Source organism: Pedobacter cryoconitis, from assembly GCF_014207135.1.
In the GTDB taxonomy this organism is placed as follows: Bacteria; Bacteroidota; Bacteroidia; order Sphingobacteriales; family Sphingobacteriaceae; genus Pedobacter; species Pedobacter cryoconitis_D.
In genome coordinates this window covers 90,379-116,616 of record NZ_JACHCC010000011.1, presented here as the reverse complement: position 1 = coordinate 116,616, position 26,238 = coordinate 90,379, and the positions used below count along the sequence as shown (strand labels likewise).

At 38.1% G+C, this 26,238-nt stretch carries 27 protein-coding genes; 14 read left to right on the top strand and 13 right to left on the bottom strand.

Going from position 1 to position 26,238, the window contains the following annotated elements; translation table 11 throughout:
* Positions 1–5: 5 nt before the first annotated feature.
* The 5 genes from HDF25_RS20035 to HDF25_RS20015 are packed head-to-tail and all read right to left on the bottom strand — an operon-like array spanning position 6 to position 5,496.
* Positions 6–422 carry a response regulator gene (locus tag HDF25_RS20035; protein WP_184628083.1) on the bottom strand — a complete coding sequence of 139 codons (417 nt, stop codon included), beginning with the start codon at positions 420–422 and terminating at the stop codon, positions 6–8.
* On the bottom strand, positions 412–1,491 hold the full coding sequence (locus tag HDF25_RS20030) for a hybrid sensor histidine kinase/response regulator (RefSeq protein ID WP_184628082.1): 1,080 nt from the start codon (positions 1,489–1,491) through the stop codon (positions 412–414). Before HDF25_RS20030 ends, HDF25_RS20035 begins: the two co-directional genes overlap by 11 nt.
* Position 1,492: 1 nt before the next feature.
* On the bottom strand, positions 1,493–3,649 hold the full coding sequence (locus HDF25_RS20025; protein ID WP_184628081.1) for a 7TM diverse intracellular signaling domain-containing protein: 2,157 nt from the start codon (positions 3,647–3,649) through the stop codon (positions 1,493–1,495).
* A complete protein-coding gene (locus HDF25_RS20020) occupies positions 3,636–4,343 on the bottom strand; it encodes a hypothetical protein (RefSeq protein WP_184628080.1) in 708 nt (235 codons plus the stop codon). Before HDF25_RS20020 ends, HDF25_RS20025 begins: the two co-directional genes overlap by 14 nt.
* On the bottom strand, positions 4,330–5,496 hold the full coding sequence (locus tag HDF25_RS20015; protein WP_184628079.1) for a ThiF family adenylyltransferase: 1,167 nt from the start codon (positions 5,494–5,496) through the stop codon (positions 4,330–4,332). Before HDF25_RS20015 ends, HDF25_RS20020 begins: the two co-directional genes overlap by 14 nt.
* A gap of 128 nt (positions 5,497–5,624) precedes the next feature.
* Between HDF25_RS20015 and HDF25_RS20010 the strand changes: the two genes are divergently transcribed.
* On the top strand, positions 5,625–6,092 hold the full coding sequence (locus tag HDF25_RS20010; protein ID WP_111631876.1) for a response regulator: 468 nt from the start codon (positions 5,625–5,627) through the stop codon (positions 6,090–6,092).
* Between the two features lie 73 nt (positions 6,093–6,165).
* Here HDF25_RS20010 and rpoN read toward each other — a convergent pair whose 3' ends face one another.
* Positions 6,166–7,638: an RNA polymerase factor sigma-54 gene (gene rpoN, locus HDF25_RS20005; RefSeq protein ID WP_184628078.1), complete on the bottom strand. Its 1,473-nt coding sequence runs from the start codon at positions 7,636–7,638 to the stop codon at positions 6,166–6,168.
* 172 nt (positions 7,639–7,810) lie between these two features.
* Here rpoN and mscL point away from each other — a divergent pair, with 172 nt between their 5' ends.
* Entirely contained in the window at positions 7,811–8,260 is a 450-nt protein-coding gene (gene mscL, locus HDF25_RS20000; protein WP_184628077.1) for a large conductance mechanosensitive channel protein MscL, read from the top strand.
* A 66-nt stretch (positions 8,261–8,326) separates the two neighbouring features.
* Here mscL and HDF25_RS19995 read toward each other — a convergent pair whose 3' ends face one another.
* Complete coding sequence (locus HDF25_RS19995) at positions 8,327–9,187, bottom strand: ChaN family lipoprotein (RefSeq protein ID WP_184628076.1); 861 nt, start codon at positions 9,185–9,187, stop codon at positions 8,327–8,329.
* A 129-nt stretch (positions 9,188–9,316) separates the two neighbouring features.
* Here HDF25_RS19995 and HDF25_RS19990 point away from each other — a divergent pair, with 129 nt between their 5' ends.
* From HDF25_RS19990 to tsaB, 7 genes are all read left to right on the top strand, one after another.
* Positions 9,317–10,162 (top strand): LiaF transmembrane domain-containing protein, encoded by an 846-nt coding sequence (locus HDF25_RS19990; protein ID WP_184628075.1) that lies wholly within the window; start codon positions 9,317–9,319, stop codon positions 10,160–10,162.
* A 10-nt stretch (positions 10,163–10,172) separates the two neighbouring features.
* A complete protein-coding gene (locus tag HDF25_RS19985) occupies positions 10,173–11,216 on the top strand; it encodes a sensor histidine kinase (protein ID WP_317618228.1) in 1,044 nt (347 codons plus the stop codon).
* Positions 11,213–11,947, top strand: a complete 735-nt coding sequence (locus HDF25_RS19980; RefSeq protein ID WP_184628074.1) for a LytR/AlgR family response regulator transcription factor — start codon at positions 11,213–11,215, stop codon at positions 11,945–11,947. Before HDF25_RS19985 ends, HDF25_RS19980 begins: the two co-directional genes overlap by 4 nt.
* A 102-nt stretch (positions 11,948–12,049) precedes the next feature.
* A complete protein-coding gene (gene rpmH / locus HDF25_RS19975) occupies positions 12,050–12,208 on the top strand; it encodes a 50S ribosomal protein L34 (protein WP_083251894.1) in 159 nt (52 codons plus the stop codon).
* A 61-nt stretch (positions 12,209–12,269) separates the two neighbouring features.
* Positions 12,270–12,689: a ribonuclease P protein component gene (rnpA, locus tag HDF25_RS19970; protein WP_184628073.1), complete on the top strand. Its 420-nt coding sequence runs from the start codon at positions 12,270–12,272 to the stop codon at positions 12,687–12,689.
* A complete protein-coding gene (yidD, locus tag HDF25_RS19965; protein ID WP_184628072.1) occupies positions 12,676–12,906 on the top strand; it encodes a membrane protein insertion efficiency factor YidD in 231 nt (76 codons plus the stop codon). The genes rnpA and yidD overlap by 14 nt, the downstream gene beginning before the upstream one ends.
* A 25-nt stretch (positions 12,907–12,931) precedes the next feature.
* A complete protein-coding gene (tsaB, locus tag HDF25_RS19960; protein ID WP_184628071.1) occupies positions 12,932–13,618 on the top strand; it encodes a tRNA (adenosine(37)-N6)-threonylcarbamoyltransferase complex dimerization subunit type 1 TsaB in 687 nt (228 codons plus the stop codon).
* Here the strand turns inward: tsaB and HDF25_RS19955 are convergent, their stop codons facing one another.
* Complete coding sequence (locus HDF25_RS19955) at positions 13,619–15,031, bottom strand: DUF5723 family protein (protein WP_184628070.1); 1,413 nt, start codon at positions 15,029–15,031, stop codon at positions 13,619–13,621.
* A 47-nt stretch (positions 15,032–15,078) separates the two neighbouring features.
* Positions 15,079–16,662 (bottom strand): hypothetical protein, encoded by a 1,584-nt coding sequence (locus HDF25_RS19950; protein ID WP_184628069.1) that lies wholly within the window; start codon positions 16,660–16,662, stop codon positions 15,079–15,081.
* 263 nt (positions 16,663–16,925) lie between these two features.
* Between HDF25_RS19950 and HDF25_RS19945 the strand changes: the two genes are divergently transcribed.
* The 3 genes from HDF25_RS19945 (at position 16,926) to priA (ending at position 20,930) form a co-directional block, all read left to right on the top strand.
* On the top strand, positions 16,926–17,801 hold the full coding sequence (locus HDF25_RS19945) for a hypothetical protein (RefSeq protein WP_184628068.1): 876 nt from the start codon (positions 16,926–16,928) through the stop codon (positions 17,799–17,801).
* A 261-nt stretch (positions 17,802–18,062) separates the two neighbouring features.
* Positions 18,063–18,449 carry a DUF423 domain-containing protein gene (locus HDF25_RS19940; protein WP_184628067.1) on the top strand — a complete coding sequence of 129 codons (387 nt, stop codon included), beginning with the start codon at positions 18,063–18,065 and terminating at the stop codon, positions 18,447–18,449.
* Positions 18,450–20,930: a primosomal protein N' gene (priA, locus tag HDF25_RS19935; protein ID WP_184628066.1), complete on the top strand. Its 2,481-nt coding sequence runs from the start codon at positions 18,450–18,452 to the stop codon at positions 20,928–20,930.
* Here the strand turns inward: priA and HDF25_RS19930 are convergent.
* On the bottom strand, positions 20,927–21,610 hold the full coding sequence (locus tag HDF25_RS19930; RefSeq protein WP_184628065.1) for a hypothetical protein: 684 nt from the start codon (positions 21,608–21,610) through the stop codon (positions 20,927–20,929). The two genes, priA and HDF25_RS19930, sit on opposite strands and share 4 nt — an antisense overlap.
* Before the next feature lie 279 nt (positions 21,611–21,889).
* Between HDF25_RS19930 and HDF25_RS19925 the strand changes: the two genes are divergently transcribed.
* Positions 21,890–22,546 carry a protein-L-isoaspartate(D-aspartate) O-methyltransferase gene (locus HDF25_RS19925; RefSeq protein ID WP_184628064.1) on the top strand — a complete coding sequence of 219 codons (657 nt, stop codon included), beginning with the start codon at positions 21,890–21,892 and terminating at the stop codon, positions 22,544–22,546.
* Here HDF25_RS19925 and smpB read toward each other — a convergent pair whose 3' ends face one another.
* The 3 genes from smpB to HDF25_RS19910 are packed head-to-tail and all read right to left on the bottom strand — an operon-like array spanning position 22,547 to position 25,593.
* Entirely contained in the window at positions 22,547–22,996 is a 450-nt protein-coding gene (smpB, locus tag HDF25_RS19920) for an SsrA-binding protein SmpB (protein WP_184628063.1), read from the bottom strand.
* Positions 22,997–23,048: 52 nt separating this feature from the next.
* The gene (locus HDF25_RS19915; RefSeq protein WP_184628062.1) at positions 23,049–24,911 is read right to left on the bottom strand and encodes an Nramp family divalent metal transporter; all 1,863 of its coding nucleotides are present in this window, start codon (positions 24,909–24,911) and stop codon (positions 23,049–23,051) included.
* 28 nt (positions 24,912–24,939) lie between these two features.
* On the bottom strand, positions 24,940–25,593 hold the full coding sequence (locus HDF25_RS19910) for a metal-dependent transcriptional regulator (RefSeq protein ID WP_184628060.1): 654 nt from the start codon (positions 25,591–25,593) through the stop codon (positions 24,940–24,942).
* 137 nt (positions 25,594–25,730) lie between these two features.
* Here HDF25_RS19910 and HDF25_RS19905 point away from each other — a divergent pair, with 137 nt between their 5' ends.
* Complete coding sequence (locus HDF25_RS19905) at positions 25,731–26,201, top strand: Lrp/AsnC family transcriptional regulator (RefSeq protein WP_041884810.1); 471 nt, start codon at positions 25,731–25,733, stop codon at positions 26,199–26,201.
* Positions 26,202–26,238: the final 37 nt, after the last annotated feature.

Below are 26,238 nucleotides of genomic sequence, written 5' to 3'. Positions count from 1 at the left end.
TGTTTTTATTTGAAATGTGCCTTAAACAGCGCCTCCAGATGTGCCGGATAGAGCGGTTTTTTTAATAATTTAATGACATAGGGATTAGCTTCTGCTTTATGGATATCTCCAAAATCAAGTGTTGAGGAGAGCATGGCAACTACACAATTCTCTTTCAGTTTGGAGGGGAAACGCTTGTAGTTTTCCAGGAACTCGAAACCATCCATTTCAGGCATCTGAATGTCCAGAAGAATTAAATTGGGTAGTTTGTCAGGCTGATCAGAATGTGTATTGAAATAACTGAGCGCTTCTTCTCCCGACTGACACTGAATGATCTCGTCGAATAATTTAGAGATAAAGATGATTTTAGAGTTAATCTTCAGATCAATAATATTATCATCGATCAGCATCACTTTTATGCTTTTCTCCGGTTTATTTGGCATTGGGTATCGTTATTTTAAATGTAGTACCATGGTTTAAAGAAGAGCTGACAGATATTTTTCCATCAATCTTATTTAATGCTTCTTTGACTATAAATAACCCCAATCCGCTTCCCTTATTGTTTTTAGCTTTGAAAAATTGAGTGAATATTTTTTCAAGGTGTTCATTAAGGATACCCAGCCCATTGTCTGTAATTGATATTTCGGCCGAGAGCAGATTAGCCTCGATAGTAATATCAACTACTTTATGGTGCCCGCTGTCTTTCTGATATTTAATTGCATTAGAGATCAGGTTACCTAATATCACCTCAATCCTGAAGGAGTCACCCATAAATGGATGGGTCTGATTAATATTGAGGTTAAATTGAGTATCACGGTCACTATAAGCATACAGATCAATCATTTCATCAACCAGCTTCTCGAAGTTGATATCTGATTTATCGGATACATTTTTATTGTTTTTATAATATTGAAGTGTCTTCTGTATATAGTAATCCAGTTTATTTGAGCAGGATTCTATTAATTCCCAGTATTCTCCGCTGGAGTTATACAGGCCTTCCATTTTTACAAGGTTGACGATCCCGATCACCGAAACCAGGGGTGCTCTCAATTCATGTGAAATACTATAAATGAATCTGTTCAGCTCATCATTTGTCTTTTCAAGTTCTTTGATCTTGTTTCTCAGATCAATCTTAGATCTGTAGGCATCGTGTGCATTTTTGATGGAATTATGTAATTCCAGGTCATTCCATGGTTTAGTGATATATCTGTAAATATCTCCGTGGTTGATTGCATCCGCTAAAGCCGCAATGTCAGTATAACCGGTTAAGAGTATACGTATAGGATCTGGGTAGGTATGTGCAATGCTCTTGAAGAATTCTACACCAGTGGTTTGTGGCATCTTCTGATCGGCAATAATAACCTCTACTGGCAGGTTTTCTAATACTTTTAATCCTTCAGCGGCAGAATTTGCTGTGTAAATTTCATATTGTCTCCTAAAACTTGCTTTGAATGCGAGGAGGTTATTCTCTTCATCGTCAATATATAAAACTTTAACAGGCGAGCGAGTCATATTATTGTATGTTTAGAGGCAAGGTAATAATAAATTCTGTACCTATATTTACTTTTGTTACAACATCGATATGGCCTTTATGTTTTTCTATGATACTAAATACAATAGAAAGGCCTAATCCTGTGCCTTCTCCAACCTGTTTGGTCGTGAAGAATGGTTCGAAAATCTTCTGTTTAACCTCTTCTGTCATTCCTGTACCAGTATCCTTAATACTGATTTTTACCTGATTTTCTTCTGCTGTGGTAGTAATATAAATATATTCTTCGGGTTGAGGGTTTTCTTTAATCTTCAGGGCATGGATAGCATTGGTAATCAAATTCATAAAAACCTGATTTATTTTTCCGGGCAGACATTCTACCAGGGGAAGCTGCTGAAAATCCTTGACCACATTAATATAGGGTGGAAGAGTGCTCCTTAACAGAACCAGGGTAGACTCCAGCCCTTCATTTAAGTCAACAGGTTTGGTATCGCTTTCGTCCAGCCTGCTAAAGTTTTTAAGGCTTCTGATAATCTCTGCTGTCCGTTTAGCTCCTTCGCCAATTCCGGAAAGCAATGAATTAATTTCAGTTTTTATAAAGTCTATATCAATCTGTTTTTTGAACTTGTCTATTGAGGTCAGCTGTTCCTGGATATTCTGATCTGGATCGAGGTTTTCATACTTTTCGATAACTTCGTACAGATCGTTAATATCTAATCCCAGAGGTTTAATATTTGACGTTACAAAATTGATCGGGTTATTGATCTCGTGTGCTATACCAGCTGTTAGCTGACCTAAACCTGCCATTTTCTCAGCGTCAACCAATTGGGACTGGGCTTCTTTTAACTCTTTAAGTGTAAGGTTTAATGTGAGATTTGAATTTTGTAATTCTTCGGTACGTCGGTTAACCTGGATTTCGAGTTCGACGTTTTGCTCGCGGATCAACCTTTCATTCTCTTTGGATATTTGAAGGGCCTGTTCCTGTGATTGTTCCTTGTCCTTTCTGTAAATATTGATTTTATCTGCCAACGCAAACGAAAGTAAAGTAATCTGTATGACCGAACCAATTTCTAAAATGTAAGAAGTAAAGAGATTGTACTCAATTAAGTTGAAATTCCTTAAAACAAAGATGACTACACAAAGAAGGAATATGGTATAGGCAACCAGGAAAAACAGTGCCGGACGCGAGCCTTTTCTCCTGATTACATTGGCTACGTAAAGAAAGTACAGGGATCCGAATAAAGCCAGGGTTTGCAGGCATTTTATGCTATTAATATGCTGACCGGAAATCCACAGACCAAGCGCAATAAAATAAAACAGAATAAAGAGGTTTATTCCAATATGTAATTTCGGGGTCTCTATTTTTGTCTGTAAAAATCTCTTTAAAAATAAGGCAGTTGTTATCCCTGAAAAGAAAGGGACCAGAAATGAGCTGTTTATGGCCAGCCACGGACTATCCGGCCAGAGAAATTTAAAGGCATATCCCTGGAAAGTTGCCTGTGTGAGACCTACGAAAAAGATATAAAAAATATAGTAGATGTAACTTGGGTCCTTAACCGTGAATGATATAAACAGATTGTATAAAATCATAATGATAATAATCCCTGCATAAATCCCAAACAGGATATTCTTATTGTTATCATTGACCAGTACGATTTTTGCCGTTCCCAAAGAAATAGGAAGCTGGATCTGATCCGTGGAACTGATGCTGATATAAAAAGTTTCCCTGCCTTGTCTGGCAATTTTTATCGGGAATATGTAATTCGGGTTATTAACCAGTCTTTCGTGAAAAGGTCTGAATTTTCCCAGTTTTGAGGAGGTATAGAGCTTATGATTATTGATCCGGTATAAGGTAATGCTGTCAATTGCAGGCTGAGCGATAACAAGCATCAGGTTTTCTGCTGCGCTTTGATTATCTATAGTGAATTTAACCCATATTTTATCAGAGGTTATACCAAGATTAGGAACCTTTTGATTAAGGTAATTGAATTTACGGCCAATAATATCAGCTATAGTTAACGTTTTGGAAGGGTCTTTGAAAATCGAAATACCATTTTCGACTCTTAGGATCTGGTCCTCATTTTTAAAAACTAATGTACTGTCTTGTGTTGCAGCATAAGTTAATGCCGTATTCAATGTCAGCGCAAGAAGCAAAAAAAGTATTTTTTTATACAGGGTCATGGAGATTTGGAATGTGTAAATTATATTCTAGCTGGTACATCCCTTTGGGGCCTCTTTCTTCAAAGACCTGATGTGGGTTATCACGCAGGGAGAGGATCTTTATCCGCTCAGACTCGTCTGCATTACTCAGATCTTCGGGATTTCTAAGACGCATTGCGGTGGCAACCAGATCGTCTTTTGGATAATAGAAAAGACCGTTGTTACCTAACGAGGTTTCGATCACACAACCAACCCTTTTCCCCATCCGGACCGTTACTGGCGCACATAATACAAACAGGCTCACAATAGGTAGTTTAGCGGCCAGCACTGAACCTACTCTGGCCAGTACGTGACTTCCGATTCCCATACCTGCAACCTCCCTTGAATTCCATAAACCGCATAGTTCGCAAGTTCCTCCACGCTGCTGGTCAATGTCAATCATATCATAGACCTTGGGGTCATATTTACCAATAGCAGAAGCGATAGGTAAGTCATATTTTTCACTCTTTATCTGAATTCTCGCCCCGCCATATACAAATTTTGTTTCTTTATCCTCAACTAAGATGACAACGGTTTTAGGATCTTCAACCCAGTCCTGTCTGTTTGAAGTAATCTGTGTTATCCCATAGAGCTCAAGCAATCTTTTGTGACCAACAATAAATTTCGAGCATGCCTCAGGATCATCAGGAGCTCTGAATGTTCTAATGTGTATCATTGTCTCCGTTTATATTAGTAATCGTATTAAACTCATCCAGGAAGAGATTGTCAAAATCCACGAAATATCTACCTGAAGAGCTAAATTGTTTAAGCAGGATTCTTCTGCTTATATCAGTGATCATTGCACCACCCAGTGTAACTGCAGATGCAAGTTGTGGCCACCCGACTATCGTTTTGTTCATTTCTCCGACTGATCTCATCATGGCTTCAGATAAGTTTTCATAGCCAATGATTTTTGCCAGGTAACCTATCTTTTCAGGAATGGTAAGCTGATTTAATTTTTCGGTCAGCTGGTCGGTAGTCAGTTCCTCCAGTTCATTTACTTTTCCATGGAAAATTGGTCTTCCAGGCTCCAGATCGAAGCGTTCCACATCGAGCATGCCTTTGTCGTTGGTATCCATGACTACCGGGATACCCAACTCTTTAGCTTTGATACGGGCAAGGATTTTGATGTCAATACCATCACATTCTTCTACGAGGATATCGAGTTTGCCACCAGCTGTAAAGAAGTCATCAATGTTATCCGCTGTAATGCCTTTTGTGAAACAAACTACATTGATAAAAGGGTCTAATTCAGCAATTTGTCTTGCTGCAACGATAGATTTATTCAGTCCGAGATCTTGTACATTGACTTTGATCCTGTTCATATTGCTGAGCTCTATCTCATCAAAATCGGCCAGACGCAATTCTCCGCAGGTACGTTCCATAGCGAGGGTTAAAGCGATACTTTGCCCCACAGATAGTCCGATAACGCCTATTTTTTTATGTTTAAGGATATTTATTTCTTCGGGTGTGATTTTATAAACATTCCTGCTGGTTCTTACCTGGGCAAACTCCTGTTCATCCAGGGTATGTACCAGTTTATTTGACCATGGGAAATATACCCATACGCCATATTTATCTGTTTCAGTGTTCAGATGGAGTTTGATCAGCTCAGCTGACTCTTCAGGAGTCAGTCTTTTTTGTGGATTATTCAGTTTAATCAGCTCTGCCAGCTGACTTAAAATAGTATCATAAATGATCAGGTTTGGATTGTTTGAGATTAAGTTTTTAAGCTTCTCACCTTCATCCGGATTGATTAATCTGAAATATACGGGACGGTAAATCATTGAATGGTCGGGAGCATTAATACTAGAATTAATCTTATCCATTTTTGCAGTATTGTGTGAGCTTTTGTGTAAAATTGATCAATTATTATTTAGAAATAATTTTTATCCGAAATTAGTTTTTTAGAATTTATAAAAGCAATATATTTAACAAAAAAATCCAATAAATAACAATGAATTCCGACGCCCCAATTAATGTGCTTTATGTGGATGATGAAGTTCATAATCTTAATTCTTTTAAAGCTGGCTTTAGAAGGAAATTCAACATTTTTACCGCAGAATCTGCGGTAGAGGGACGGAAGGTATTAGAAACTGAACTCATTCATGTGATTATTACGGATCAGCGTATGCCGGTAACAACCGGTATAGAATTTCTGGAGTCTATCATTCCTGATTTTCCTGATCCGATCCGAATATTACTGACTGGTTATGCAGATATAAATGCTGTGATCGACGCGATTAACAAAGGGCAGGTTTATAAATATATCCAAAAGCCATGGATGGATGAGGATCTCCGGATCAACATTGAGAAGGCTTATGAGATTTATGCACTGAGAAAAGAGAATAAAGAACTGACTGAAGCTTTATTGGTTGCGAATAAACAACTGGAGTTCCTCTTAAGACAAAATCTCCTTTCTTAAATTTAAACAGGCGCTAAGCTAAATGCAAATGGAACCCTGAAGGTTCCATTTGTGTAAATAGGGTATTGATATTTTATAGTTCTTTTCTCAATCTTGCAACCGGGATATTCATCTGCTCCCTGTACTTCGCAACAGTCCTTCTGGCAATGTTATAACCCTGTTCTTTCAGGATTTCAGTTAGTTTCTCATCTGCCAGTGGTTTACGTTTATCTTCATTACCAATACAATCTTCCAGAATCTTCTTGACTTCTTTATTAGAGACTTCTTCACCACTTTCTGTCTGAATAGCTTCTGAGAAGAATGATTTCAGCAGGAATGTCCCAAATTCGGTTTGGACGTATTTTGAGTTGGCTACCCTGGAGACAGTAGAAATATCCATGTCAATTTTATCTGCAATATCTTTCAGGATCATGGGGCGCATTTTACGCTCATCTCCGGTTAATAAATATTCATATTGATACTGCATGATCGCATTCATTGTTTTTAGTAATGTCTGCTGGCGCTGTTTAATTGCATCGATAAACCATTTGGCTGAATCGAGTTTTTGTTTTACAAATTGTACAGCTTCTTTAAGCTTTTTGTCCTTCTGTGCAGCTTTATCATAGTGCTGGAACATATCGATATAAGAGCGGCTTACTCTGAGTTCAGGAGCATTTTTAGAATTCAGGGTCAGAATCAGGACTGAGTCATTATTTGAAATATGGAAATCAGGAATGACTTGTAATTGTTTGGTAGTTACCTGGTTGGAGTCTCCTGGTTTTGGGTTCAGACGAAGGATTTCTGCAATGATTTCCTTGAGGTCTTCACTGCTTAAACCTAAAGATTTTTCCAGCTTGTCATAATGTTTCCTCGTAAATTCATCAAGGTAGTTTTCTACAATCGTGATCGCTTTCTGAATAATCGGATTGTTCGGATCTTTTCTGCGCAATTGTAAAGTCAGACATTCCTGAAGATCACGGGCAGCAATTCCGGGAGGATCAAAACTCTGGATAACTTTCAGCATTTCCAGAACATCTTCTTCTTCGACCATTGCATTTTGTGAAAAGGCCAGGTCATCAATCATGGAAGTTACGGGTCTTCTCAGGTATCCGTCGTCATCCAGGCTACCGATGATTTGTTTACCGATGATGAAATCCTGATCAGATAAGGGAACAAGGTCAAGCTGTTCCTGCAGGCTTTCGAAAAAAGTACTTTCAATAGCTATTGGAGTTTCTTTTTTTTCTTCGTCATCATCACTGTTGTTATAGGAAGTGCTGTAATCGTTTCCACCATCATCCTGTAAATAATCATCTACATTAAATTCATCAGTACTTTCTTCCTTAGATCCTCCATCAAAGTCATCAGGAGCGTCGTTTAGGTCATCGTATTCTCCTTTGGGTTCATCAGCGATCATTAAACTCGGGTCTTCAAGCGCTGGATTTTCTTCTAACTCTTCTTTTATTCTGGTATCAAGGGAAACAGTAGGCACCTGCAGCAATTTGATAAATTGAATTTGCTGAGGCGATAACTTTTGAAGTAACTTTTGTTGTAGATGTTGTTTTAGCATGTTTTGTAGCAAAGGTATTTTGACCCGTTTCAAAAATAAGCATTTGGTTTATATATCACCCATAGTGTTGAGCTAATATTGCGTTTGAATGAGTTTTTCGAAGAAAAAAGATAGTTTTTATAATAAAGTTTATATTTTTATTGATAGTTGAACACCATGAAAAATTAAAATTATGAGTTTTGTAAAAGAATTTAAGGAATTTGCCTTAAAAGGAAATGTAGTCGACTTAGCAGTCGGTGTGATTATTGGAGGTGCTTTTGGCAAAATTGTAACCTCCATGGTTAATGATTTAATTATGCCGCCTATCAGTTTAATAATTGGTGATAAGGGCTTTGTTAATTACTATTTGCCATTAAGCGATAAGGTAAGGGCCTTCGTCGCAGCTAACCCGACTGCTTCTCTGGAAGATGCAAAAAAGGCTGGTCCTGTTTTGGCATGGGGTAACTTTGCAACAGAAGTTATCAATTTCGTTATCCTTGCGTTTATTATCTTTTTAATGGTGAAAGCTATTAATAAACTGAAACGTAAACAGGAAGAGGTAGTTGCTGCTGATCCGGCTCCAACTAAGGAAGAAGTGTTATTAGGCGAAATCAGAGATTTATTAAAAACGAAAAGTTTATAATTCATATACTTAAAAGGACAGACAAGCCCCTTCACCAGGGCTGTCTGTCTTTTTTTTTGCGACGGATTACTTTTTTGAAGTCAATATGATAAAATCACCAGGTTCAGCCTGGTTTTTGGCCCAGTCCGGACTTGAAATGTCTTCGGCAGCGAAACAGGATATAGTTAATAACTTTAGTTTTGGGGCGTATTTTCTAAGCTGGTTAGTAATTCCGAGATGTTCATCACTATGAAATCTTCCATTCACCTGAAATATCTTTTTACCCGGATTCTGAAGGGCGTATTGGGCAATCGACCAGGCCATAGTTGCATCCCATAAATTCTGTGTCTGATAGATCTTCATCGCTCCCATATCATGTCCCCCGAGGGTTTCAATAAATTTATTGTAATATCTGCCAGTAGCGGTGTCAATAGGCAGGGGAGGGAGGAATGCTTTTGAAGCAGCAGGGAAATCATTTAATTTATTCAGGCCCGAGAAAGTTACGGCATTGCTGTACCTTGTAGCAGCATTAGCGGCAATAACATTTGCTTTGTTTTGCTTTGCCAGTTCAATCAGGGGTTTATAATCATTGTAATTGTTCCAGGCACGGGCTTCTTTGATAAAGTTCTTTTCAGAGATGACACCGGCAAGGTATTCATTCATGATTGGCTGTACATCGGTAGAGAACATTTCCATGGAAAGGGCAGTGCCGGGATAGGTTTGGAGCAGTCCGCTGAAAATCTGTGTTTCCAGCAAATGACCAATAGAATCATTGTGTTCCTCACCAAAAAACAATACATCTGCATTTTTTGTTTTTTTGATCAGTTCTGCTACACTAATAGTTTTCTTAGTTTTTGTTTCAAATATTTTATAAGATTGATCTGTATTCTGAGCGAATAAGAAGACGGGGATGAATACCCAAAAGAGGATCAGAAGGTTCGTTTTCATACTTCAAAGTAACACATTATATTTTACCGGTAAAAAAATGATGTTCACCGGGGTTTTGCAGCTATATGGACAATCGTTATATAGTAGTCCGGGTTTATCTGGTAGTTTTGACTAAAAGAAATCAAGGTTATGGAAAAGTATAAATATAATAGTCACTCTAACAGAATCTGGAGTGGTTTGATCCTGCTGCTTATAGGATTAGTTTTTTTGTTAAGGAATTTTGGACTTGATATCCCTTATTGGGTATTCAGCTGGTCTACATTATTAATATTGATAGGTTTGGTCATTGGGTTTAAACGTAATTTTCATGGTGGCGCCTGGTTAGTCATGGTCCTTGTTGGCACCTATTTTACGTTACAGAATGTCGTTGATATAGATCTGTCACAATATTATTTTGCTGCCGGATTTATTATCCTGGGTTTATTCCTAATTTTAAAGCCAAAAAGCAAATATCATAGCCGGTTTCAAAAGAACCCTTTTGATCCTGCAGCTGTTGGGGGAGATAGTTTTTCGGCAGATCCGGCAGGAAACACCAATGAAAACGGAGAAAAAACTGCAGATCCTGCAGCGCAACATTATAATTATGGCGGCTGGAAACGTGGCTATAGACATAGTGGCTGGACATCCGAAGATGAAAACGACTATATAGATTCGGTCAATGTATTTGGTGGCAGCAAACAGCAAATCTATTCAAAGAACTTTAAAGGTGGGGATGTGATTTCAATTTTTGGAGGTTGTGATCTGGATCTAACCCAGGCGGATTTTGAAAATGGAGTAACCATAGATATAGTTGCCATATTCGGGGGTGTTAAATTAATTATTCCTTCTACATGGGTGGTGAAATCTCAGGTGTCACCCATATTTGGCGGATTGGATGATAAAAGAACGGTTAGCCCGGTTAACGTTGAGCCACTTAAAATAATTACGATAAAAGGAGTAGCTTTATTTGGTGGAGTAAGCATAAGCAACTATTAAATAATTAATCGTGACGGATAACCCATTGTTAAACAGGAAGGCACAAAAAACGGCAGCTCTACTCTATCTGTCCTGGACAGGAGCGTTTATACTGCTGTTTTTTTACACGCTGAATTTCAGCTGGCCCGAATCTGTTGCGGACAGCGTGATTACCAATACGCTTTTGGCCTTCTCCTGCATTATCATTAGTACTGTTTTAAGATTTTATCAGCCTAAAGATGAGATCATCTTGTTTGTGATCATACTTGCTGTTGCCTTAGCAGTACTGATTGCTTTTATAAGCAGGTTCCTGTTGAGCCATCTTTTTTTTAACGATCATACTTATGTGAATTTTCTGGGGTTTTCTCTGATTTTCAGAATTATTGTTCTATTTGTTTTTCTGGCCTGGTGCGCATTTGCAAATGTGTTATGGTATCGTCTCGAAGAGCAGTCAGAAATGAAGGAGCGGCTTTTTACTACGCAGAATTTAGCAAAGGAAGCAGAACTGAATAAGCTGAGACATCAGCTACAGCCACATTTCTTATTCAATAGTTTAAATTCAGTATACGCACTGACAATTGTAAATCCTAAGGAAGCAGGGACGATGATTACTAAACTTGCTTCTTTTTTACGGGGGACCCTGAAGCGGGACGATGAGGTGTGGGTGAGTGTAGCTGAAGAAATGGAGTATATTCAGTTATATCTGGATATTGAAAAAGTGAGATTCAGTCACCGGTTAAATCTCAATGTTAATATTGATGAAGATACTCTTGGGCTTTCTTTGCCCGGGACGTTATTGCAGCCTATTGTAGAGAATGCTATAAAATTTGGTCTTTATAATACCTCGGCGGCCATTCTGATTTCTCTTTCTGTTAAAGTTGAAGACAATCTATTGAAAATCAGTGTTGAAAATCCATATGACCCGGATATGAAAGCTACCGGTGGTACGGGGTTCGGTTTATCTGCAATCCGCAGAAGATTATATCTTCTTTTTGCAGACAGTACACTTTTGCAGACCAGCGCGACAAAAGAAAATAAATATATTACTACGCTTAAAATACCACAAAGAATATGATAAGAACGATACTTATTGATGATGAACCTTTAGCCAGGGATATTGTGAAACATTACCTGAGCAATTTTCCTGAAGTGGAAATCGTTGCAGAGTGCAGCGATGGTTTTGAAGGGATAAAAGCAATTACGCAATTTCGTCCTGATTTCATCTTTCTGGATATACAAATGCCAAAGATTAATGGTTTTGAAATGCTTGAGCTGGTTGAGAACCCTCCGGCAGTAATATTTACAACAGCATTTGATGAGTTCGCTATTAAAGCTTTTGAAGTGAATGCGGTTGATTATTTACTCAAACCGATAGAACTGGAAAGATTTGATCAGGCTATGCAAAGACTCCCTTCTAAATTAAAGCAGCCTGAAGCGACAGCTGAGCTGTTGGAAACTGCTTCGCTGAGTCCTGCTCAGCATAACAGGGTAGTGGTAAAGAGTAACGGAGTCATCAAAATTATCGCTGTTAATGATATTCATTATTTCGAGGCCGATGATGATCATGTGAAATTAAGCACTACTGATGGTATTTTCTATAAGAATAAGACGATGAGTTTCTTTGAAAAAACACTGGATCAGGAACAATTTATACGGATTCATCGTTCTTATCTGATTAATCTGGGGCAGGTAACAAAAATTGAACTCAAAGAAAAAGATAGCTATATTGTGCTCCTGAAGTCCGATATCTGGCTGCCTGTCAGTAAAACCGGATATGTTAAACTAAAGGCTGCCCTGGGTTTATAAATAAAAATGCAAACATAGGCTGCATGTATTTGCATTTAAGAAAAAATCGCATTATATTTGCACCTCTCAATTAAAAAATAATAGTTAAGATATCATACAGTTATGAAAAGAACATTCCAACCTTCGCAAAGAAAGAGAAGAAACAAACACGGCTTCCGCGAAAGAATGGCTACAGCAAACGGTAGAAGAGTATTAGCTTCTCGTCGTGCAAAAGGAAGAAGAAAATTATCAGTTTCTGACGAACGTCGTCACAAAGCATAATTTTGATTGCAGCACTTTAAGTGCTGGCAGATCTTTATTCTGCAAATCTGCGATCAAAAACATGAAAAATTTTACCAAAGAAGAACGGTTATGTAGTAGGAAATCATTAGACCTGCTATTTAAGAACGGTTCTTCTTTTTTATTATATCCCTTCAGGGTTTCGTACTTATTTGTACCTGAGAAAAGTGCTTTTCCGGTACAGGTGGTAATCAATGTCTCCAAAAAGAGGTTTAAGCGTGCGCATGACAGGAATCTGATCAAACGCAGGACCCGTGAAGCCTACAGGTTACATAAAGCATCTGCGCTTTATCCTCTGCTCAATCATCCGGATCAGTTACTTCTGCTTTCCCTTCAGTTTGTTGGAAAGGAGCATTACGATTATGCATTTTTTGAAAAGAAATTAGGTAATGCATTCAAAAAACTGATGCTGACTATTGAACCTTCCGTGGATTTATCTGCTTCGAAACATGAAACCGATTAAACAGATCATTGGCTGGTTCTTTCTTGCCCTGATTAAATTTTATCAGTGGTTTTTGTCGCCGCTCCTTGGAGCCAGCTGTCGTTTTACGCCAACCTGTTCGCAGTATGGAATAGAAGCCATTAAAAAACACGGCCCTTTTAAAGGAGGCTGGCTTACACTTAAACGTATTGGACGTTGTCATCCCTGGGGTAAACATGGGCACGATCCTGTTCCATAATTTTAAATCTGCTATCTTTGTCTTAATGGCTACAATACTTCAATTAGAAACTGCTACCCAAGTGTGTTCAGCTGCAATAGCTGTAAACGGTGAAACAATTGCATTAAAAGAACTTGCCGCTCAGAATATCCATGCAGGTAGTCTGACGTTATTCATCAGAGATGTAATGGAAAGTGCTGGTCTGGCCTATCCAGAACTTGATGCCGTTGCCGTAAGTAAAGGACCTGGTTCTTATACTGGATTGAGAATTGGAGTTTCTACAGCGAAAGGACTTTGTTTTGCTTTAGATAAACCATTGATCGGAATTGATACCTTAAAAATGATGGCGCAGGGTTTCCTGAACACAGCGGGTAATTACACAGGTTTGGTTTGTCCGATGATTGATGCCCGCAGAATGGAGGTTTTTACAGGTCTGTATCAGCGCGATCTTACTGAGGTTTTGCCGGTAGAAGCTAAAATTATTGATGGAACCTCATACCAGGAGCAGTTAAACAATCATCTGATTACTTTTATCGGAGATGGAGCTATGAAATGCAGTGATTCCATTGTTTCTCCGAATGCGTTGTTTTCTGATCTTAATTTTAATTCTGCATCAAATATGAGTGCTTTGGCTTATTCGGCCTTTAGCACTGGTGATTTTGTGGATTTAGCTTATTTTGAACCTTATTATCTTAAGGATTTTGTCATTACTCAGGCAAAAAAGAAAGTCTGATTATTGTTTCTTCTTGAAAACACTAAATAATTTACTGAAGAATCCGGTTTCTTTCGCATCATCTCCAACCCCTGGCATATAACTGCTGTTCAGCGGGTGTTCAACGGTATAGCCAAATTTAATCCCGACACCCATGTAGACAGATGCACCGGCGTAGCTGTTGTTTACTGTAGGTTGCTGTTGGTAGGCCGCTGATTTCAGAACATTATCACTCCCCAGGAAAAATTCAAAGTTAGGTGTCTGATATTTGGCTTGTGCACCTAACATCATAAATCCATTCAGATTATAAATGGGAGAAAGACTGACTGAATACTCATTGTAAGCGAAATTGTTCACAAAGGCAATGTCACCGCCTTTATTCCATAAGTTTTTAGAGACAATGAAATTAGGGGTGTAAAAGTCGAATTTTTTGGAAACGAGGAAATCGGCTTTGGCATTTGTTGGGGTATAAAAGCTTTTTTGCTGGTCATGGCTGATAAACAAATCTTCCAGGTTTTTCTCGAACACACTTGGCGGTTCTCCGTTTACAGCTGTTACCTGTCCTTCATTGTCAGGAATGAAGATAGAATGGGAATTTTTATTCCATCTGATAAAACCTAAATCCTTAATACTTCCCATCAGGAACACGCCACTTTTTGCGGTATACGTTGTGCCAAATCCTACAGACAGACCTGGATTTTTGAAATCAGGTATCAGTGTTTTCGTATCCAGTTCTTTAGCACGCAGGAAATTTGACTGATACGTACCCCCGACACCAACGGTAAGCTGTTGTGCTACCGGGTTGAATTGCAGATCCGATTGGGTTATGTTTATTTTGTTATAAGTAATTCCGCTAAGCAGACTTAGCTTTACACCAAAGGCCAATCTCTTATCAATGTTCTCTCTGTAATTCATACTGAACTGATGATAGGACTGGACATTTCCATTTCCGTTAAAGGGGGAGTCCTGGTTGCTTTGTCTGTCAATAAATCGCTGGATATCATTAAAAAGAATCAGCGATTCATTGGTATAATCTGCGTAGCTGTCAGTACGGAGCTGCCAGGAAAAACCAAGTTCCTTGTGATATTTATAAGATTGAAAAATCCTGAAAGTAAAAAGATAGATATTGGAGTTTTGATAGACTTGATTTCTGGCATTGTTCCCTATAGGAATGCCATTGGTATTAAAAGTTCCATTATTGATTAAACTCCTGAGACCAAAGTTGGAATCTCCTTTATTAGCCACATTAAGACCAAAGTAAGGTATCAGGAAGTTTGAAGCATACTGACGTGATGAATCCAGTAGAAATGCTTTTTGCGCTGGATTTTCAAATGCATCAAATAAAGTCTTTGTATTAAATAGCCCGTATTGCTGTGCTTTCAGTTGTGTAGTTAAAATCAGAAAAAGGCTTAATATTAGGTATCTTTTTGCCATAGGGTCAAAACAAGCCTAAATATGGGGATTTAAAAAATAGATCCTGCTTATTTATTTGTTAAATTTTCGAGTGTATCCGGACTGATTTCGGGTATGGTATTGAGCAAAAGATTGGTTTGGAACTCTCCTTTATCACCACTCAGCTGATAAACGAATGAGCTAAAGCCTTCAAGCCCCTGTTTATTGATGTAATGATTATAATAAGGAAGATAAATAGTTTTTCTGACCAGGTCTCCAGAGTTTTTACGGTTAATATAATAAGTGATATTAGCTGTTTTTGAAATCTGGCTGTAGATGTTAATATAATCCTGGGTGTTGATGAGTAGTTTATTACTCCGGTAAGCCTCCAGAAAGGAACTGAGTGCAGCAGGCTGATTGGAGACAATCATATTGTTGTCAATGATGGCATAGTATGGTCTGCTGAATTGTTTAAAGGGTTCACCAAAATAGCAGTATAAAAGACCCGATTTTTTGAATCTTTTGATATCCGGATTATAATCATCACTCATATCCAGTAAAAACTGCTTTACCTTGTCTCCGTTAGTCAGGTTGACAGCAGCCAGATTTTCTGAAGATTTAAGCTGGAAAGTGATAAATTGATTCTTGAAGTATGCGGGGAAAATATCTGCTGTATTCAGGTGATATTCCTTGTTGAAATCTTGTATGGTCCTGTTGACCTTCTGATCCTCTTTATTAATCTGAAACCAGTTGGCCAGCGATTTTTTCCAGATATTATAATCTGCCATTGCATATAACCTGAAGTTCGCTGTGTTTTCTGGTAGTAAGTTATCAATGCTGTTTTGCTGTGGACTGAGTGCCGTAAACAGTTTCAGGTAATTTTTCGGATCATGGATTTCGGAATTACCATTGAAAAATACTCTTTCCCGGCTGAAATTATAATTAAATGTGGCAAACGAATTCTGATGATTAAAGACTGAAAGGCCCCCGTTTAAATTGCCTGGCAGGATTGACTTTAAAATAGCAGGGACTTTATTGAAATCGACATATAAATTTCCCAGGCTGTTTTTACTGAATTTATTGCCTGATTTAATATAGGCTACAAACTGATGATTCTCTTCGGTCGGTTCATGTACCATCGCTGTTTTAATCAGTTCGCTATTATTTGATAAAAGGATCAGGTTCTTTTCGATATTCAGATAAAATAAGGAACTGTCTTTCAGTGCCAGTTTCAGAATTCCGTTTTCTGTAGTAATCGTTATTCCTTTGGACTGTATTGCAGTGATTAGTTTTGGCTTTTCTAATTCATCATTTAACTGTGTACTGACCAGATAGTCTATCTCTTTGTTTTTTCCGGCTGCAAAGCTGATAAAGATATTGTGGTTGCCAATCAGATTGCTGACTGTGGGGCCTGACATCAGTTCGTTTTTTAATAGACTGAGCTGCCCAAATTTCTCTTCCCCCAGTAGTTTTCTGAAAAAATGCTGGCCCTTCAATACTTCAAATACACTTTTTTCATTCTGAATGCAGAATATCAGGCCGGAATTTGCAGTTGCCGCATACAGACTCGTTTCCTGATAAGAAGTTTCGCGGGTCAGATTCGAAAAGTACAGGTAAGCCATGCCGGCAATTGCTGACATCAGGATAAATAGGGTGAAATATATTTTTTTCATTGTGTCTCAGAGCCGGTGTAAAATTCATCCAATAAAAGACCTGATCAATCTAAACTGGCTCCATACAAATTTAGGTTAATTAAGGCGAAATCTGCTAAAAAGGGAATCTATTTCTTGTGTTGTTATCCATTTGAAAGCGCACTATGTCTGGATTCTTTTAAAACTGCCGGCGAAAATTATTGAATAGGTTGTTTTAATTAATCATCAAGATGATGTCATAATTATTTTATTACTATAGCTTTGTTTTATACTAATTATTTAAAATGAAAAAAATATACTTAAGTCTGATGATTACGGTTGCATTTACATATTCTTCCTATGCTCAGTGGGTTGGTAATGTCAATATAAACAATACCAATACGGGGAATGTGGGGATTGGGACTACAACGCCGATGCAAAAACTGTCAGTCTCCAACAACGGGGCAGAAGGGCTGGAGGTTTATCTTGGCTCACCCGTTGGCTTAGTAGGATTGCAATCCTATAACCGAGTGACAAATACTTACTCCAGAATGCAGTTTGATGCAAGTAACTTTACCTTTTCAAAAGGGAATGTGGGAATTGGAACTTCAAATCCAATGCAGAAGTTTGCAGTCTCGAATAATGAAGCAGAAGGACTTGAAATTTATCTTGGATCGCCTGTCGGCGTAGTTGGTCTTCAGTCATTTAACAGGGCAGCAAATGTTTATTCAAAAATGCAGTTTGTCGCCAGTAATTTTGCATTTACAAGTGGAAATGTGGGGATCGGAACAACAGATACGAAAGGTTATGCTTTTGCTGTAAACGGAGATGCAGTTGCGAATTCGGTTACTGTGAAAATGTATCCCTGGGCTGATTATGTATTTGATAAGAGTTACCATTTAATGCCCCTTGCTGAAGTGAAATCTTATATAGCTGTAAATTCAAGACTACCAGAAATGCCCTCAGAGAAAGAAATCGCTGAAAAGGGATTAAATTTGGGGGATATCAATAAATTACTGACTAAAAAAGTTGAAGAGCTGACCCTATATCTGATTGAGAAGGATACAAAAATTAAAGAAATGGAGCAAAAACAACAAATGGAAACTCAGAAACAAAATGAGATTAACCAGAATTTACAAAAGCAACTTACGGATTTACAAAACCATCTGATCAAAGGCTGACAGATTTCTTCCCAATAGGTGTCTGATTCAGATGCCATTTAGGATTACCGTCAGCTTAATGTAATGCGGTAGGGAAATACCAGGATTGTTTTTAAATATTAACGAAATGCAGTTTAGGTTTCTTAATTTTGCCAGGCTGCAACTTCGTCCTGATCATTTCAGGAAGGAAGGCTACCAGAAATAATCAGGACTCGTTTCGCTTAAAAATAAGCTATAAACAATTTTACCATCTAAATTGAAACAGACTCTAAGACAAATTGAATGAATAGACGAATAATTTTAACTGCTTCTTTTTTTGGAGCAGTCGCTGTAATACTGGGTGCATTTGGTGCACATAGTTTGAAAAATGTTCTTTCCGCTGATCAGCTGGCCATATGGACCAAGGGAATTGAATATCAGTTCTATCATACTTTTGCGTTGCTATTTCTCTCCACATTTGCCAGATTCAGGACTAAACTGGTTGATTTTGCATATTATAGTTTTACTGTTGGTATCCTGTTTTTCTCAGGGTCACTTTACCTGCTGGCAACACGTGGGATATTAAATTTAAATTGGGTAAATGTGATAGGCCCGATTACTCCTTTAGGAGGATTATTATTAGTTACAGGCTGGATTTTCCTATTTTTCGCCGCTTTAAAAAACAGATAGATGCAGGAATTTAACGATATGGATTTTACCGAGAGGGATACTTTGTTTATAGAGGTGATTTTACCTCTTTCTCTTTCGAAAAACTATATATATCGTGTTCCTTTTGATTTAAATGAGCATACTGCTGTTGGTAAAAGGGTAATTGTCCAGTTTGGGAAAAACAAAATCTATACGGCACTGATCAAAAGCATCAGTCAGACAGCTCCCGAACTTTATCAGGCTAAATATATCATCGATGTGATTGATGAGCATCCGGTTGTCAACAATAAGCAACTGGAATTCTGGAACTGGATGACCTCGTACTATCTGTGTAATGAAGGTGAGGTTATGTCTGCAGCCCTTCCTGCCGGACTAAAACTGGCGAGTGAGACCATTATTATCCTGCGTGAGGAGATTTCCCTGGAAACCATTGAAGTCACTGATAAAGAAAGTGTATTACTCACTGCACTCGAAAAACATAAAAGGCTGACTGTAGATCAGATTTCCAAATTATTGGGACAGAAAACAGTATTCCCCCTGATCAGGTCTCTTTTGGACAAAGAGATTATCTATATCGCTGAAGAAGTCGTTGAAAAATATAAACCATTATTAAAATCATATATTACCCTGAATCCGTTTTATACTGAAGAGGGGAATTTCAAACATCTTTTTGAAGTTTTAGAAAGGGCACCTAAACAGCTGGATGCTTTGTTGATGTATGTAAAGTTATCGAAAGCAGGAATTGAGATTTCAAGACAACAGTTACTGGAAGATAGTAATTGTGGTCAGGCAGCATTAAAGTCATTGTTGGATAAAGAGATCTTCTTTTTGAAGAAAAAAGCGGTAAGCCGTTTGAATGATGAGTCTGATGATATGATTCTTAATTTCAAGCTAAGTGCTGCTCAGAGTGTAGCCTTACAGAGGATTGAAACGGAGTTCCAAACGAAGGATGTTGTGTTATTACATGGTATAACAGCTTCTGGTAAAACACAGGTTTATATCAAGATGATCGAGCAGGCGATAGAAAATGGCGGCCAGGTATTATTCCTGCTTCCGGAAATTGCCCTGACTACGCAAATTGTTGAAAGAATAAAGCGTTATTTCGGAGATGCTATTGGCGTTTATCATTCAAAATTCAACGACAATGAACGTGTGGAAATCTGGAATAATGTTATGAATGGCAAGTATAAAGTTGTTCTGGGAGCCCGTTCTGCAGTTTTCTTACCATTCAAAGACCTGAAGCTGATTGTCGTAGATGAAGAACATGAGTCATCCTATAAACAAAATGAGCCTGCACCCAGATACCAGGCAAGGGATGCTGCTGTTTATCTGGCACATCTTCATCAGTCAAAAATTATACTGGGTTCAGCTACTCCATCGATAGAAAGCTATTATAACGCAATGCAGCAAAAATATGGTTTAGTTACGCTTAATGAGAGATTCGGAGGGGTAGAGCTTCCTATTCAGGAAGTTGTTGGTATTGCTGAGGAAACCAAGAAAAAGAAAATGGTTTCCTATTTTTCCAGCGTATTAATCGATGATATTGCGGCAACAATCGAAAGAAAGGAACAGGTAATCCTTTTCCAGAACCGACGCGGTTATGCGACGATTATGATCTGCAAAACTTGTGGTTTTGCTCCGAAATGTGTGAATTGTGATGTGAGTCTTACCTTTCATAAAAGTAGTGGTAAACTACATTGCCACTATTGCGGATATCATGAGAGCAGTATGAACATTTGTCCTGCCTGTGGTTCTGTACATATTGAGCAGAAGGGTTTTGGAACAGAAAGGGTAGAAGAGGAATTAAGCCTCATTTTTCCTGATGTTAAGATAGCCAGACTGGATGTAGACAGTACAAGAACCAAGAATAGTTTGCAGAAGATCATCGGTGATTTCCAGGAAAAGAAAACTGATATTCTGATCGGAACGCAAATGGTTGCTAAAGGACTCGATTTTGATAACGTTACATTGATTGGGGTAATTAACGCAGATACCTTGCTAAATTATCCTGATTTCAGGGCTTTTGAACGCAGTTTCCAATTGTTGGCACAGGTAGCCGGGAGAGCAGGAAGACGTGATAAGCAAGGCAAAGTGTGTATCCAGGCTTATGATGCTGACCACAGGATTATTAAACAGGTAGTTGATAATAATTACCTGGAGATGTATAAAGATGAAATAACTGAGCGTAAGCAGTTTCAGTATCCGCCTTTCACCAGGCTGATCTTTATTAATATGAAACATAAAGATTCAAATATACTGAATGGGGCTTCAGCAAGGTTTGCAGCTATGCTGAGAACACAATTGGGAACAAGAGTTCTTGGACCGGAACAACCGCTGGTTTCGAGAATCAGAAATTATTATATCAAACAACTCATCATTAAATCAGATAAGGCCACAGCTATTCAAAAAGTCAAAGCTGTACTTAAGCAAACAATTACTGATTTTAATACCGAGAATACCTTTAAAGGTGTAATCATACAGATAGACGTTGACCCCTATTAATCCTTATTTCCAAGGTGGAACTGTATGCCTATAGTAATCGGCTTAAATAGTATTTCTTGTTTATGCCCGGTCGTTTGTGTAAGTGTGGCAGAAAGATCCTGGCTGATAGTCTGCGTGTGCAGATAGGAGATGCAGTATTGAAAACCTCCTTCAGCAAAAATAGAAATCTCATCAATCGGATTGATCTTTATTCCGAATGCCGGAGCAGCGGTAAAACCATCTTTTATAGTTTCTAATGCATCTGTTGCATAAATCTTCCGTTGCAGGTTTATACTATTCTGTATGCCTGAAAAACGATTATATCTATAACCTGCATCAAAAGCGAAATATGGTTGTATACGTGCGTAATTAAGGTTCTTTTCGAATCCTATGCTGATATTATAATCTGTAATCCGGCCATTATCCAGGTTGCAGTTTGTACAATCACTTTGAAAATTAATATTATTATGAATAAAATTTCCGCTTAAACGATAGCTAATCTGATGGTCATTTAATTTCAATAGAGCACCAGAGAAATAATTAGTTAGATATTTCTGTTGATCCTGATCAGCAATTTGGGGTAATTGTAGGTAGCTAAATCCGATTAGTCCAATAGTGAAATTATATTTTGGGTTAACCTGAGAAAAGGTATTTGTAGAGAGAAACATAAATAAACAGCAGGGTAGAAGTATCTGTTTCATAGAGAGTTATACGTCAATTGGATGATTGAAAATATATAATATTTTGAATAAATCCGTGGAAAATTGGGTAACTATTTTTTTTTAAATTATTAAGTAATATTCATTTTTCTGTTGAAATAATATTGCCCTTTTAGTCTTTAAGCACTCAAGTATTTTATCTTTTGCTTAATAGTCCGAAAAGAAGCTAAAGATCTGAAGAGGGGGATCTTTGCAGGAATACGGTAAATTCCTCGAATTAAAACCTTAGAAATCGATTTCAAAGCAGTATTTTTGAAATCAATGGCATACAAGTTTGTAGATAATTACCGGGAAAGGGGAGCGAGGAAGAAATTGGTCGAGCATCTTAAATCAAGAGGCATAGCAGATGAACGTGTTTTAACGGCAATTGGCAAAGTACCAAGACACTTTTTCTTTGATGAAACGTTCTGGAATCAGGCTTATAAGGATATTGCTTTCCCAATAGGTGATGGGCAGACTATTTCCCAGCCTTATACAGTTGCTTATCAAAGTGAACTATTGCATATCAATAAAGGCGATAAGGTACTTGAAATAGGCACCGGATCGGGTTATCAGACCTGTATATTAATGGAGTTGGGTGCAGAGGTATTTACGATTGAAAGACAGGAAAGTATTTACAAACATACACTTAGAGTACTTCCTGGAATGGGCTATAATGCTAACTTCTTTTTTGGTGATGGTTCAATGGGGATTGCTGATCATGCACCTTATCATAAGATTATCGTCACTGCCGGGGCACCATTTGTCCCTGAAATCTTATTGAAACAACTTAAGGTTGGTGGAATCCTTGTTATTCCTGTTGGGAATGAACATTCGCAGATTATGGTTACAGTTATTCGTGTCAGTGAAACGGAGTATGAAAAATTCGAACTGGATACTTTCAGATTTGTTCCATTGGTCGGGGACCAGGCCTGGTAATTAACCTTTCATTGCCCGGTCCATTTCACGTTTAGATTCACGGTCTTTGATGCTATCTCTTTTATCAAAGTCTTTCTTTCCCTGTGCTAATGCAATTTCTATTTTTGCAAATCCTCTTTCATTGGTAAAGATGCGAAGCGGGACAATGGTATAGCCTTTTTCTTCACTTCTGAACTTTAGTTTTTTCAGTTCTTTTTTTTGCAGAAGCAAAACCCGGTCACGTTTAATATCATGATGATGGAATGAGCTGTGACTATATTCAGAGATGTGTAAGTTTCTAACGTATAATATGTTACCTATAAACATACAAAATGCATCTGTCATGTTTGCTTTCCCCTGTCTGATTGCTTTTATCTCCGTCCCTAATAAGGCCAGCCCGGCATTGAATTTTTCAACAACGTGGTAATCGAAGTATGCTCTTTTATTTTTTATTTGAATATCGTTCGTCATAGAATCAGCTAATATCCGAAAGAATTGCCGATTTATGGCAGTTTATCTGAATTTATCTGACCACTAATACAGGGATGGTAATTTTATGTCTTACGGCATCTACAGTTGTACCAAATATTAAATCTTTCAGCCCTTTATGTCCGTGAGCACCCATAACCAGCAATTGTAGCCCGTTAGTCTCCGATATTTCAGCAATAGCCCGGGCTGCGCCGCCAAAACCTATATGTGGAATGCCACGATAACCCAATTTTTCGAGGTTATGACAGTATTTTTCAAGGTTTTCTGCATCACTCAGGGTTTCGTAATCCATTGTCGCCTGTCCGTGATAACGTGCAGCAGCAGTTTCTACAATATGAATCAAATGATAATCTGCTTTTTTACCTCCCTGGATTAAGGCATGCCTGATCGTATTCAGGTCATTCTTGGAAAAATCAACAGTAATACCTATCTGAGTATAGTGGATCTGGTCGATATTGTCAATGGCTAAGGCGCTTCCATGTGGTACATTTTTTCTGGATCTGACTTTGGAACTTAGAATCGGGTATACAAAAACATAGACCAGGAGCAGACCTATTAAAACTGCTGCAGGGATAATCAATCCATAGATGTACCATCCGTGTGTTGCAGAAGCCCATCCTGAAATTTCTTCTATAACCAATTTGATGTTCAGAGCAACAATTACTGCTGCACTTATCCAGGCTAATATTTTGACCCATAATTTGATTGCAAAACCTTTCATCTCTTTTTGATCAGAGGTGAAATGGATTAATGGGATGACAGCAAACCCAAGCTGGAGACTCAGTACCACCTGGCTCAGAATCAGCAGACCGCTCAGGGCATCATTGCCAAAATATAGAATTGTGAAAAAGGCTGGTATAATAGCGAGCAGACGTGTAATTAAGCGGCGGATCCAGGGTTGTATTCTTAAATTCAGGTGGCCCTCCATTACGATTTGTCCTGCCAGTGTACCAGTAATGGTTGAGCTTTGTCCCGCTGCAATCAGCGCTACAGCAAAAAGAGTTGGGGCAACATTACCAAAGATGTGCCCGAGTAATTTATAGGCATCCTGTATTTCGGCAACTTCATGCAAGCCATTTTTATAAAATGCGGCAGCGGCCAGGATCAGAATGGCGGCATTTACAAAAAATGCCAGGTTAAGTGCAATGGCAGTATCTATGAAATTGAATTTTATAGCTTCTTTTATTCCCTTATTATCTCTTTCAAATTTCCTTGTCTGGACCAGAGAAGAATGGAGGTATAAGTTATGAGGCATTACGGTTGCCCCGATGATTCCTATTGCAATATAAAGTGCCTCTCCTGATAGTACCGACGGTTTTAATCCCTTTACAATTTCTTTTACAGAAGGTTCAACAATGAACATCTCTACTAAAAATGAAATCCCGACTATAAAGACCATAGAAACTATAAATACTTCCATTTTACGCATCCCTTTATTCATCAGGAAAAGAAGTAGGACAGTATCGAAAATAGTAATACTGATCCCCCAGATCAATGGGAGTCCGAAAAGTAAATTCAGTCCTATTGCCATTCCAATGATTTCAGCGAGGTCACAGGCAATAATAGCGGTTTGCGCCAAACCAAATAATGGGATATTTACCCATTTAGGATAAGCATTTCTCGAAGCCTGTGCCAGATCCAGTCCCCTTACAATACCTAATCTCGAACTCAGTGATTGTAATAGTAAGGCTATTAAGTTTGACATCAGCAAAACCCAGATCAGCTGGTAACCGAATTTACTACCACCAGCAAGGTCAGTTGCCCAGTTTCCGGGGTCCATATAACCCACACTTACCAGGTACGCCGGACCAATGAAGGATAATATTCTTCTCCACCCTGTCCTTTTGCCGGTATCTACGCTCTGATGTACTTCACTTAATGATTCTGTATTCTTCATTAACAATAGGTCTTTTAATTATTTTATCTTATGATTTTAGAAGGATATGTTCTGCTACCTTTTTACTTACGTTAATCTTCTGATCATTCATCATGAGTTCTACAGAACCATCATAGGCTGTAATCTCAATTATCTTTATAGCTGTACCTATAGTCAGACCCAGTTTCTCCAGATGGATCAGAAAGGGAGAGGAGTGTTCACTCACGCCGACGATTATACCACTTTGTCCTTTGGTCATCTCCGTCAGGTGTATGTTTTCCAGATCCTCAAAATTTCCATGCTGGTCCGGGATCGGATCACCATGAGGATCTCTTTTAGGGAAACCCAGAAAATCGTCCAGTCGCTCTACCAGTACTGCCGAATTAATATGTTCCAGTTCTTCGGCAATATCATGTACTTCGTCCCATCTGAATTTGAGCTTGTCAACCAGAAATACTTCCCATAGCCTGTGTTTTCTGACTATTTTGATGGCTGCTGTTTTACCTTTTTCAGTCAGAGTGACTCCCTGATATTTAATATAATCAATTAAATTCTTGTCTGACAGCTTTTTAAGCATGTCCGTGACAGATGCAGCTTTGGTCTTCATTCCATTTGCAATAGCATTAGTCTGGACAGTTCCTTCTTCTGCCTGGGACAGATGATAAATGATTTTAAGGTAGTTTTCTTCGGTAAATGAATGCATTATATTGACCTAATTAAAGATTTAGATAAATCTAAAAAATTTTAGATAAAATAATGCATAATTTTATTGTTTATTTTTAGAATTAAATTTGGTAAATAAGGTGTTCTTATTCTACCTTTGAGTTCAAGATCGATAAAATGGCAGCAGAACTAGACAAGATAGATTTCAAAATACTTAAACTTTTACAGGAAAACGGTAGAATAACCAATTTGCTTCTTTCCCAGGAAATTGGATTATCGCCGGCACCTACCCTGGAGAGGGTTAGGAAACTGGAGATGTCGGGCTTCATCAAAAGCTATCATGCTTTGGTTGATGAAGAAAAATTAGGACTGGGGATTAAGACTTTTATTCAGGTACAACTGGATTTTCATAAGAATAATACTATCCAGATATTCCTTGATGAAGTCAATCAGATTAAAGAAATTACAGAATGTCACCATGTAACCGGACAGGCAGACTTTCTTTTAAAAGTTTATGTAAGTGACATTAAAGCTTACGAACGTTTAATCATGGACAAAATCAGTAAAATCAGTGTGGTGAAGACCTTTCAGACAATGATGATTATGTCAACTACTAAGAAAGAACCTATTGTTCCATTAGAGTACTAAAAGGATTAAGCTTTTTCCTTCATTGAAAGAGTCAGCC

Excerpts from the sequence above, each read along its gene's own strand:
- HDF25_RS20035 (WP_184628083.1), bottom strand. The coding sequence starts at position 422 with ATGCCAAATAAACCGGAGAAAAGCATAAAAGTGATGCTGATCGATGAT.
- HDF25_RS20030 (WP_184628082.1), bottom strand. The coding sequence starts at position 1,491 with ATGACTCGCTCGCCTGTTAAAGTTTTATATATTGACGATGAAGAGAAT.
- HDF25_RS20025 (WP_184628081.1), bottom strand. The coding sequence starts at position 3,649 with ATGACCCTGTATAAAAAAATACTTTTTTTGCTTCTTGCGCTGACATTG.
- HDF25_RS20020 (WP_184628080.1), bottom strand. The coding sequence starts at position 4,343 with ATGATACACATTAGAACATTCAGAGCTCCTGATGATCCTGAGGCATGC.
- HDF25_RS20015 (WP_184628079.1), bottom strand. The coding sequence starts at position 5,496 with ATGGATAAGATTAATTCTAGTATTAATGCTCCCGACCATTCAATGATT.
- HDF25_RS20010 (WP_111631876.1), top strand. The coding sequence starts at position 5,625 with ATGAATTCCGACGCCCCAATTAATGTGCTTTATGTGGATGATGAAGTT.
- rpoN (WP_184628078.1), bottom strand. The coding sequence starts at position 7,638 with ATGCTAAAACAACATCTACAACAAAAGTTACTTCAAAAGTTATCGCCT.
- mscL (WP_184628077.1), top strand. The coding sequence starts at position 7,811 with ATGAGTTTTGTAAAAGAATTTAAGGAATTTGCCTTAAAAGGAAATGTA.
- HDF25_RS19995 (WP_184628076.1), bottom strand. The coding sequence starts at position 9,187 with ATGAAAACGAACCTTCTGATCCTCTTTTGGGTATTCATCCCCGTCTTC.
- HDF25_RS19990 (WP_184628075.1), top strand. The coding sequence starts at position 9,317 with ATGGAAAAGTATAAATATAATAGTCACTCTAACAGAATCTGGAGTGGT.
- HDF25_RS19980 (WP_184628074.1), top strand. The coding sequence starts at position 11,213 with ATGATAAGAACGATACTTATTGATGATGAACCTTTAGCCAGGGATATT.
- rpmH (WP_083251894.1), top strand. The coding sequence starts at position 12,050 with ATGAAAAGAACATTCCAACCTTCGCAAAGAAAGAGAAGAAACAAACAC.
- rnpA (WP_184628073.1), top strand. The coding sequence starts at position 12,270 with ATGAAAAATTTTACCAAAGAAGAACGGTTATGTAGTAGGAAATCATTA.
- yidD (WP_184628072.1), top strand. The coding sequence starts at position 12,676 with ATGAAACCGATTAAACAGATCATTGGCTGGTTCTTTCTTGCCCTGATT.
- tsaB (WP_184628071.1), top strand. The coding sequence starts at position 12,932 with ATGGCTACAATACTTCAATTAGAAACTGCTACCCAAGTGTGTTCAGCT.
- HDF25_RS19955 (WP_184628070.1), bottom strand. The coding sequence starts at position 15,031 with ATGGCAAAAAGATACCTAATATTAAGCCTTTTTCTGATTTTAACTACA.
- HDF25_RS19950 (WP_184628069.1), bottom strand. The coding sequence starts at position 16,662 with ATGAAAAAAATATATTTCACCCTATTTATCCTGATGTCAGCAATTGCC.
- HDF25_RS19945 (WP_184628068.1), top strand. The coding sequence starts at position 16,926 with ATGAAAAAAATATACTTAAGTCTGATGATTACGGTTGCATTTACATAT.
- HDF25_RS19940 (WP_184628067.1), top strand. The coding sequence starts at position 18,063 with ATGAATAGACGAATAATTTTAACTGCTTCTTTTTTTGGAGCAGTCGCT.
- priA (WP_184628066.1), top strand. The coding sequence starts at position 18,450 with ATGCAGGAATTTAACGATATGGATTTTACCGAGAGGGATACTTTGTTT.
- HDF25_RS19930 (WP_184628065.1), bottom strand. The coding sequence starts at position 21,610 with ATGAAACAGATACTTCTACCCTGCTGTTTATTTATGTTTCTCTCTACA.
- HDF25_RS19925 (WP_184628064.1), top strand. The coding sequence starts at position 21,890 with ATGGCATACAAGTTTGTAGATAATTACCGGGAAAGGGGAGCGAGGAAG.
- smpB (WP_184628063.1), bottom strand. The coding sequence starts at position 22,996 with ATGACGAACGATATTCAAATAAAAAATAAAAGAGCATACTTCGATTAC.
- HDF25_RS19915 (WP_184628062.1), bottom strand. The coding sequence starts at position 24,911 with ATGAAGAATACAGAATCATTAAGTGAAGTACATCAGAGCGTAGATACC.
- HDF25_RS19910 (WP_184628060.1), bottom strand. The coding sequence starts at position 25,593 with ATGCATTCATTTACCGAAGAAAACTACCTTAAAATCATTTATCATCTG.
- HDF25_RS19905 (WP_041884810.1), top strand. The coding sequence starts at position 25,731 with ATGGCAGCAGAACTAGACAAGATAGATTTCAAAATACTTAAACTTTTA.